7 protein-coding genes and 1 pseudogene are annotated in these 8475 nt (G+C 70.5%); 4 read left to right on the forward strand and 4 right to left on the reverse strand.

Annotated features, from left to right (window positions below; genetic code table 11):
- Positions 1–32: 32 nt before the first annotated feature.
- Positions 33–230 carry a hypothetical protein gene (locus tag ABZ312_RS38075; RefSeq protein ID WP_499508878.1) on the reverse strand — a complete coding sequence of 66 codons (198 nt, stop codon included), beginning with the start codon at positions 228–230 and terminating at the stop codon, positions 33–35.
- 647 nt (positions 231–877) lie between these two features.
- Positions 878–1537, reverse strand: coding sequence for a hemerythrin domain-containing protein (locus ABZ312_RS38080; RefSeq protein WP_500328263.1), 660 nt, complete (start codon positions 1535–1537; stop codon positions 878–880).
- Between the two features lie 712 nt (positions 1538–2249).
- On the opposite strand from ABZ312_RS38080, the gene ABZ312_RS38085 reads away from it, so the two are divergent.
- The 3 genes from ABZ312_RS38085 to ABZ312_RS38095 all read left to right on the forward strand — a co-directional run bounded on the left by ABZ312_RS38085 (position 2250) and on the right by ABZ312_RS38095 (position 4280).
- On the forward strand, positions 2250–3050 hold the full coding sequence (locus tag ABZ312_RS38085; protein WP_500328264.1) for a maleylpyruvate isomerase family mycothiol-dependent enzyme: 801 nt from the start codon (positions 2250–2252) through the stop codon (positions 3048–3050).
- 427 nt (positions 3051–3477) lie between these two features.
- On the forward strand, positions 3478–3915 hold the full coding sequence (locus ABZ312_RS38090; RefSeq protein ID WP_500439690.1) for a transposase: 438 nt from the start codon (positions 3478–3480) through the stop codon (positions 3913–3915).
- Positions 3915–4280 carry a transposase gene (locus ABZ312_RS38095; RefSeq protein ID WP_500439691.1) on the forward strand — a complete coding sequence of 122 codons (366 nt, stop codon included), beginning with the start codon at positions 3915–3917 and terminating at the stop codon, positions 4278–4280. Before ABZ312_RS38090 ends, ABZ312_RS38095 begins: the two co-directional genes overlap by 1 nt.
- Here ABZ312_RS38095 and ABZ312_RS38100 read toward each other — a convergent pair.
- Positions 4195–4781 (reverse strand): annotated as a pseudogene (locus ABZ312_RS38100) (hypothetical protein). The gene ABZ312_RS38095 and the pseudogene ABZ312_RS38100 sit on opposite strands and share 86 nt — an antisense overlap.
- A gap of 353 nt (positions 4782–5134) precedes the next feature.
- Complete coding sequence (locus tag ABZ312_RS38105; RefSeq protein WP_500328367.1) at positions 5135–5779, reverse strand: dihydrofolate reductase family protein; 645 nt, start codon at positions 5777–5779, stop codon at positions 5135–5137.
- 557 nt (positions 5780–6336) lie between these two features.
- Here ABZ312_RS38105 and ABZ312_RS38110 point away from each other — a divergent pair.
- The gene (locus tag ABZ312_RS38110) at positions 6337–8391 is read left to right on the forward strand and encodes an NPCBM/NEW2 domain-containing protein (protein WP_500439692.1); all 2055 of its coding nucleotides are present in this window, start codon (positions 6337–6339) and stop codon (positions 8389–8391) included.
- Positions 8392–8475: the final 84 nt, after the last annotated feature.

Consider the following 8475-nt stretch of genomic DNA (forward strand, 5'->3'; position numbering starts at 1 on the left):
CAGTGACAGCCACGCCGAACCTCACGCGTGCGTCACCGGTCGTACTTGTCGGTGTACTGCGGCCCGTCCGTCTCGGCCTTGCATCCCTCACTGTTGGTGGGCATGCCGTGGGAGACCACGAGGGCGTAGGACTGCGGGACGAAGTCGCAGCCCTTGCCGGACCACTGGGACGCAAGGAACGTCCAGCCGACGGCAGCGGCGGCGAGTGTGTATTTCGTCTTGGCGTTCATACGAGATCACGCCTCGGTTACGTAGGGTAATCGTGACCCGACTGAGGGTTATGCGTAAGTATGAACGGATTGCGCTCATATGCGCACCCCGGCCTCGCGACGGACGCACCCCAGGGCAGTCAGCGCACGGGGCCCGGAAAGCCGTCGCCGCAGGTCAAGCCGCATGGCGGTGCCCGTTGGGGACGCCACCGAGGATGCGGGTGCGCAAGAGTCCGCGACCTTCGAACTCGTGCACGACCAAGGGCCGCCGGCCGGCACCGGGCGGTGGCCGGCCGCGGGCCCGGTAGGAGCGGTGCCCGCCACGCTGCTGCCGGCAGGCGGCCCGGACATGACGGGCGCGGGTCCCTGCCGTCATCAGACCACGGCCAGGAGCCTCACGGCGGCTGCCGGCGCAGCCGCCCGGGCGCGGCGCCACCGGTTGCCCCGTGGCCTTGGCGGCGGCGGTGCAGGCGGCGGCGTGGCGCCGGACGGCCGGGTCGGCGCCCACCGGCCGGTCCAGGGCATCACCGTCCACCGCGCCCCGCATGCGCCCGGTCGTCACGGCCCCCGGTATCGGCCGCCACCTGAGCAGATGACGGCCGATACCGGGGGCCGCCGGCCGTTCGCCCGCGGCCCTCGCGGGGTGGGACCGGCCCGGGCACGTGTGGTCAGCGGGTGACGCGCGGCGGGGTCGCGGTGCCATGCACCCGCTTGGCGTGCCTGGCGTACAGGCGCGGCGCAAGGAACGGCAGGATCAGCCGCGCGGGCGGCGGAGCCTCGGCGAGGACCGCTTTGATCACCTCGGGGTCGCCCTCGTACATCGCCATGCCGAAGGCGAGCGGCAGGGCCTTCTTCGGCACTTCGCTCATGCTGTGCTCGCCGAGCTGCTTCCACTCGGCCGCGGTGACGTACTTCTCGGCCAGGGGGAGGATGCGCTGCTCCTCCATCGTCATGTGCTCCAGCAGCGCGGCCAGCAGCCGGTCGAGCGCCTCCGCGAGCTCGTGCCCGCCGTGTGCGGTGGACCGCCACTGCGGCAGCAGGCGCAACGCCTGGCTGTTGGCGGCTTCGATGGTGTGGTGCTGCTCCTCCATCAGCGGCACGATGGCCTTGGCCTCGGCCCCGCCCCGCTGCTGCAGCAGCGGCCACAGGATCACGTCCTCGCCCTCGTGGTGGAAGTGCAGGAAGCCGCAGACGAGTTCGGCGTGGGCGCCGACGACCTCCGAGCGCCGGATGTCGTACGGCTCGACGTCCCGCACGAGTTGCGGGAGCAGGCCGAATTCACGCCGGATCATGGTGTGGGCCATGTACATGTCTCGCACATCGGCCATGGGTTCGTCGGTGCTCGGGTTCACGGGTCCTCGATCGCTGGTGGAACAGCCGACCTCTGCGGCCGGCGAGGAAAGCCTGATCGCACAGGACACCGGGTGTATAGAACCTCGGCGCCAGGAGGACCTGCCGGGCGGCGAAGGATCTGCGGCCGGCGTATGGTCCTGCCGCACCACCCTGGCTCTGGCCGGAGGCCGCCGCTGCCGGATCGGGTCGCCATGCATCCGGCACCCGTCGCAGATGCATCCTGCGGCGTCTGTCGATGTGCCTTCGCAGGCACAGCCGCCGCCCGCGGGCCGAACCGGCCACCCTACCGGCCGCGCCGTACGCCGCAAGCGGCCCGACCCGGGCTGTTGCGGCGTGCGACTGAGTGGCTGTTGTTGTTCCGAACTTGAGGAGTGCTGGTCGAACGGGAGTCAGCTGAACTCCCGACCCGACCGGTCCTCCCCGCCGTCGTGACCTCCGCGTCCATCACATCGAGCGGCAGCATGACCGCGCGCACCGGGTGGACGTCACGTCGCCGAGGTGCCCGGCCGCACGGCGAGGCCAGAGCACCCACAGGCACGACGCGTGGCGTACCGCCACCACCAGCGCCCTCGCAGCAGTGCGCAGCTTGTCACCCGAGCGGTGGGCGGGAGGACGTCCGCAATGGCCAACCGGCGGCGACTGTGAAAATCGCTGTCCATCACCGGAGCACGGTGATAGACACCCGGCGTGGAGAAGAATCTTGAGTTCCCTGACCTGTTGCGACTGATCGATGAGCGGTCGACCGCCTTCCGCGCCGTGGTCGCCGCCGCGCCCGGTCTCGACGCGCAGGTGCCGACCTGCCCAGGGTGGACGCTGTTCGATCTGGTGAAGCACCTGGGTGGGGGAGACCGTTTCTGGGCCGCCATCGTCGGCGCGGGGTCTGCCGACGCTCCCCCGGCCGAGGCCGTCGCCGCGCGCGCCGCGCTGGAACTGCCGCAGGAGCGTGAGGCCCTGCTGGCCTGGCTGGACGCGTCGACGCAGCTTCTGCTGGGCGCCCTGCGCGCGGCGGGACCGGAGAGCGGTTGCTGGACGTGGTGGCCCGCGTCGCAGTCACCGCAGACCGCCGGCGGCACCGCCCGGCACCGGGTCCAGGAGACCGCGGTGCACACCTACGACGCCCAGCTCGCCGGGGGCGCTCCGCAGCCGCTGCCGGTCGAGTTGGCGCTCGACGGTGTGGAGGAGTTCCTGTTCACCGTCTGCGCAACGCCGAGTGCCTGGCCGCACAAGCCCACGGCCTTCGACTTCCACGCCGCCGAGGGCCGCTCCTGGCGCCTCACTGTCGACGGCGACGGCGCACGCACCACCCGCATCCCCGCGCCCACCGCCGCGACCGGCGAAGACTCGGACGCAGCCGACGCCTCCGTCCACGGCACGGCCAGTGAGCTGGTCCTCTACCTGTACGACCGGATCCAGGCGGACTCCTTGCACGTTGACGGAGACGCAGGGCTGCTCGACCTGCTCCGCGCCTGGGAGCCGGAAGAGAAGTAGGACGTAGGGCGATTGACCGCGCCTCGAGCCGGTAAGACACGACTCTTCGCCAGGTTCGTCAGCCGCGGCACCGGGCTCAAACCCGCGAGGCGGCCTCGGGGCGTCACCAAGCCGACCGTCTACCTGGATGGCAGTGCGCATTTGTCCGTCCCAGCGATCACGAGAAGCGACGCGACTGCCGTCGTCCCAATCTCGTCGACAAGTCAGTCGATCGGGTGACTGCGGCGGCTGCCGTGCATGAGAGCCGGGCCACTTGGTAGCTCGAAGGGTGTCGAAGCCAACGTGCGGTCCAGGAGGCCCTGTTGCCGCATTTCTACGGCACGCGGGAGTGGGGTCCACTTCAGCCGCTCTCGCGTGTGGCTGTCTGGCCCACAGGTTCGGGAACGCCAGAGACCACGGGGCGCGCGAGCGTCGGTATCCCACCGACATGTCGGACGCCGAGTGGGCGGTGGTCCGGCCACTGCTGCCGGTGCCGGGCTGGTTGCTGGGCCGGGGCGGGGGCGGGGGCGGGCAACCGGAGGCTTATTGCCACCGCGCGATGCCGGACGCGATCCGCTACCTGGTCGACAACGGCACGAAGTGGCGGGCCATGCCTGCCGACTTCCCACCGTGGGACCGGGTCTATGCGTTCTTCCGGCGCTGGCGCAACCACGATCTGGTCCGCGAGTTCCACAACCGGCTCCGCCGCCTGGTCCGCGAGCGGGCCGGGCGGGACTCGGAGCCGGGCGCGGGCGAGATCGACTCGCAGTCGGTCAAAGCGGACGCGGTCGTCGGCTCTGACAGCCGCGGCTTCGACGGCGGCAAGCTGATCAACGGGCGCAAGCGGCACGTCTTGGTCGACACCCTTGCCTGCTGCTCGCGGTGATGGTCACCGCAGCGGATGTGGGCGACCGCGCCGCGGCCCAGGTCCTACTCGCCCAGGTCACTGCCGCGCACCACCTACTGGCCCTGGTCTGGGCCGACGGCGGATACACCGGCAGCCTCGTCGAGTACTGCCTCGCGGCCCTCACCCTGGTCCTCGCCATCGTCAAACGCAGCGACGACATGCGCGGCTTCGTCGTGCTGCCCAACCGGTGGATCGTCGAGCGGTTCTTCGCCCACCTGCTGCGAAGTCGCCGTCTCGTGCGCGACTTCGAGCGGTCCATCACCAGCGCGGAGGCGACGGTCTACTGGTCGATGACGATGCCCATGACCCGCCGCGTTGCCCGGCCACGTCCTTCGCGAGCGTGAATCGGCCAGGTGCCGGCTCGATCAGCCAGCCGCGCGCCGTCAGCCGCTTGGCCTTCGATCGCAGTACCTCCACCTTTCGCGGTACGGGGTCCAGGCCGAAGCAGGCGGCCATCTCCTGGCACGTCAACGCTCCTTGACCGAGTCGGTTACGGTCGCTGAGGGCCTGCAGGATGCGCTGGTAGTCCATCGACAGCGCCGACCAGGCCAGCCCCGCGCGCCACACCGGCACCACTGTTTCCGGTTCGCCGCCTCCGCCGGTTCGGGCCGCGCCGGTTGCACACCGGGAGCCGGCAGACCCTCGGAGGCGGCGGGGCCGACGACGGTGTCGTTGCCCGGGGCCAGTACCTCGCCAACGCGTGAGCGGGCGATGACCCACTCGTTCCACTCCCGCTCAGCCACGGCCAGCTCCGCCTGGAGGCGGTCGGCCTTCTCCCGCAGATCGTCGCCACGACGGCGAGCGGTGAGCTCACGCTGTGCCAGCAGCCCCACGACCGACGGCATCCTCGACCTCCACCAAAGCAACGACACGACACGACTCCACTGCCACGAGACCGCCGACCCTATGCCTGACCAGCGAGAACGCAGTCCTCAAGCCCGGAAAGACGACAACCTCTTGAGGTCATCACTGAGCTCAGCGACCGGTCCACCCCACGGGCCCGGCCAGCACCCACCGCCGCAGCGATCTTGGGCAGACCCAGGCCCTGCACCGCCCCCTGCACAGGCGCCCGCCGCCGTCACCGCGACGTAGTCGCCGCCGGGCGGGGGCCAACGTGCCCGCATCCGCCGCGAGGAGGGCATCGGCTGGGACAGACGCCCTCTCGCAGTCGCAGCCTGAATTCCAGTGGGCCCAGGTGTCACCGCCGCCAGAACAGATGGTGCGTCACGCCGCTCGGGCTGGGCACGACCTCCAGGTGGAACCGGTCGAGCAGTTCCTCGGGAGACTTCCACAGGCGCAGCCCCACCCCGAGCTTCACCGGCGCGACCGCCACATGCAGGGTGTCGACGAGGCCGGCGTCAAGGAACGCCCGGATGGTGGTGACCCCGCCGCCAAGGCGCACGTCCTTGCCCTGCGCCGCTTCCCGCGCCCGTTCCAGGACCGTGGCCGGGTCGCCGTCGACGAAGTGGAACGTGGTGTCGGACAGCGTGAACGAAGGGCGCTGGTGGTGGGTCATGACGAACACCGGCGTACGGAACGGGGGCTCCTGCCCCCACCAGCCGCGCCACTCATGGTCGCTCCAGGGCCCGCGCTGGGGCCCGAACTTGTTGCGGCCCATGATCTCGGCGCCGATGTTGCGTGCGAAGTCCCGGGTGAAGTAGTCGTCCAGGCCCCGGCTGCCACCGGGGTCGGTGCGCATCGGCCAGCTCGCCGTCGCGCCGGCCCAGCCGAACAGCCTCTCGGGACGGTCACAGCCGAACGGCCGCTCCAGGCTCTGGTGCTCACCGGCACCGATCCCGTCACTGGAGACATTGAAGTTCATCACTCTCAGCAGCTGATCCACGATCTTCCTCGCCAGGTCCTGTTCGTCGTCATCGTGCGGCAGGCCGCCCCACACGAAGACGTCGAACACGAAGCGGCCGGATCGACAGCAGCCCGCAACCTTTTTCGGGGGCTGCGTCAGGACGCATCCCCCTGCGATGCGGCGCATGCCACCAGCTTCGCGTGCTCTGCGACGGACAGCACCGGCGGTACAGGGTTCGCCACGGTTGCAGCCGTGGGCAGCCGGCGCTGGACGCCCCGGCCGCGAACACCCACAAGCGGGAACACCGCCCCACCATCCCGCCATACGCCACATCTAGCACCAGATCAGGCACGACCCGACGGGACGCCGTTGGGGGTGCCCCGGCCGAGTCCAATCAGTAACTCTTAATTTAGGAATTATTATTGACGCGCGCCGGTAACCGCTGCAGGATCCCTGGAAACAAGATCGCAACAGGCGCGCGGGCATGGAGCGGTCCGGGAACCGGCCGCCGCACCCTCGACGAGAGGGGCGGCGCCCCGGGCTCACGGCCAGGACGGGCCGGCACGCCTGATCGATCGGACAGCGAAGGATCCGATGTGAAACGACATCTCACCGCCCTCCTCGCCCTGGTGACCGGCGCGCTGGCCGCGGCCGTGCCGGCGTCCGCCCAGGCGGCCCCGGCCGTCGCCGGCACAGCCGTCACGGCGCCGGCATCCGCGCAGGTGCTCAGCCCGACGCCGTACATGGGCTGGAACACCTACTACGCGTTCGGTGGCGATCCCACCGAGGCCGAGATCAAGTCGACGGCCGACTTCCTGGTCAGCAGCGGCCTGCGCAAGGCCGGCTACGAGTACGTGTGGATCGACGGCAACTGGGCGGCGCCGACCCCGCGCAGCGCGGCCGGCGACCTGACGCCCAACCCCGCCCAGTTCCCGAACGGGCTGGCGCCGCTGGTCGACTACATCCACTCCAAGGGCCTGAAGGCCGGCATCTACACCGACGCCGGCCCGTACATCCCCGGCAAGTGCGGACTGGGCAGCGGCGGCTACTACCAGCGTGACGCGGACCAGTTCGCGGCCTGGAAGTTCGACGCGGTCAAGGTGGACTACCTCTGCGGCATCGCCGCGGACCTCGACCCGAAGACCGTCTACACCGAGTTCGCGCAGGCGTTGCGGAACAACGCCGGCAAGCGCCCCATGATCTTCAACCTCTGCAACCCGGTGACCTCCCCGGACTGGGGCAACTACCCCGAAGAGCAGCAGTCGACGTACTCCTGGAGCTACGCGCCGAAGATCGCACAGTCCTGGCGGACCTACACGGACGTGGGCTTCGTCGACGAGATCAAGTTCAAGGACGTGCTGCGCAACTACGACGCGAACGCGCGGCACCCCGAAGCCGCGGGTCCCGGGCACGTCAACGACCCGGACTACCTCGGGCCCGAACACGGAATGTCCGACGAGGAGTTCCGTACCCAGATGACGCTCTGGTCGGTGGCGGCTGCCCCCCTGGTGATCGGCAGCGATGTCACCAAGCTGGGCAAGACCTCGCTCAGCACCCTCTCCGACCCCGATGTGCTCGCGATCAACCAGGACCCTGCCGTCGTCCAGGCCGTCCGCGTCGGCCCCGCCGGCACGACCGAGACCTGGGTGAAGCGACTGGCCAACGGTGACCGTGCCGTGGTGCTGCTGAACCGGGGCGACAGCCCGGCGACGCTGACCACGAAGGCGTCGTCGGTCGGACTGTCCGGGGACCGGTTCACCCTGAAGAACGCCTGGACCGACCAGGTCACCGAGAGCGCCGGCACCATCAGTGCCGCCGTCCCCGCCCACGGCGCGGCCCTGTTCCGGGTCAGCCGGGCCACGGGCAAGCCTGGTGTCCCGCACGTGGTGGCCGGTCTGCCGCAGGTCACCCAGGTCGGCGGCGACACCGTGCCGGCAGGGACCGCCCCGATGGTCGCCGGTGGCGACCAGGCCCGGGTCGAGGTCACCGTCCGCAACGACGGCGCGCAGCCGGTCTTCACCCCGCGGACCGAGCTGACGGTGCCCGCCGGCTGGACGGCCCGTCCGCTCGGCACGGCGCCGAAGCTGCTGGACTCCAACCGTTCGGTGACCTTCGCCTTCACCGTGACCCTGCCGGCCACCGCCGCGCCGGGCAGCACCGCGCTGACCGCCACCACGTCGTACGAGGTGATCGGCGACAAGCGGCTGCGGCAGGAGACGACCGCGCCCGTCGTGGTGGCACCGGCCGCACCGGACGGCGACGTCGTGCTGTCCCACCACCAGTGGATCAGCGCCACCAGCGGATGGATGAGCCCCACCGTCGACCTGAGCGTCGGCGGCTGGTCCCCGATCAGCATGCTCGGCCAGGTCCACCCGACCGGTATCGGGGTCGCCTCGCCCTCCACCATCCGCTACTACCTCGGCGACCAGTGCAGCCGGCTCACCACCACCGTCGGCATCGACGACGCGGTGCGCAACGTCGGCCCGGAAGGCGGTACGTCGACCTTCCAGGTCATCGGTGACGGCAAGGTGCTGTTCGACAGCGGTGTCCTGACCCGCGACGACACCCGCCAGGCCGACGTCGACCTGACCGGCGTCCGGGTCCTCGACCTCGTGGTCGGCGACGCCGGCGACGGTGGCTCGATGCCGTAGTTGCGGGCCGTGTTGGGGTTGCCGAGCGCATCGAGGTAGCGGTCGGCTGCTGTCTGGACGGTGAGTGCTTTGCCGGTGGGGAGT

The sequence above is a fragment of the Streptomyces sp. NPDC006207 genome (assembly GCF_040613835.1).
Lineage (GTDB): Bacteria > Actinomycetota > Actinomycetes > Streptomycetales > Streptomycetaceae > Actinacidiphila.

Bases quoted from the DNA above. Each gene is read 5' to 3' on its own strand.
- ABZ312_RS38075 (WP_499508878.1), bottom strand. From the start codon at position 230: ATGAACGCCAAGACGAAATACACACTCGCCGCCGCTGCCGTCGGCTGG.
- ABZ312_RS38080 (WP_500328263.1), bottom strand. From the start codon at position 1,537: ATGGCCGATGTGCGAGACATGTACATGGCCCACACCATGATCCGGCGT.
- ABZ312_RS38090 (WP_500439690.1), top strand. From the start codon at position 3,478: ATGTCGGACGCCGAGTGGGCGGTGGTCCGGCCACTGCTGCCGGTGCCG.
- ABZ312_RS38095 (WP_500439691.1), top strand. From the start codon at position 3,915: ATGGTCACCGCAGCGGATGTGGGCGACCGCGCCGCGGCCCAGGTCCTA.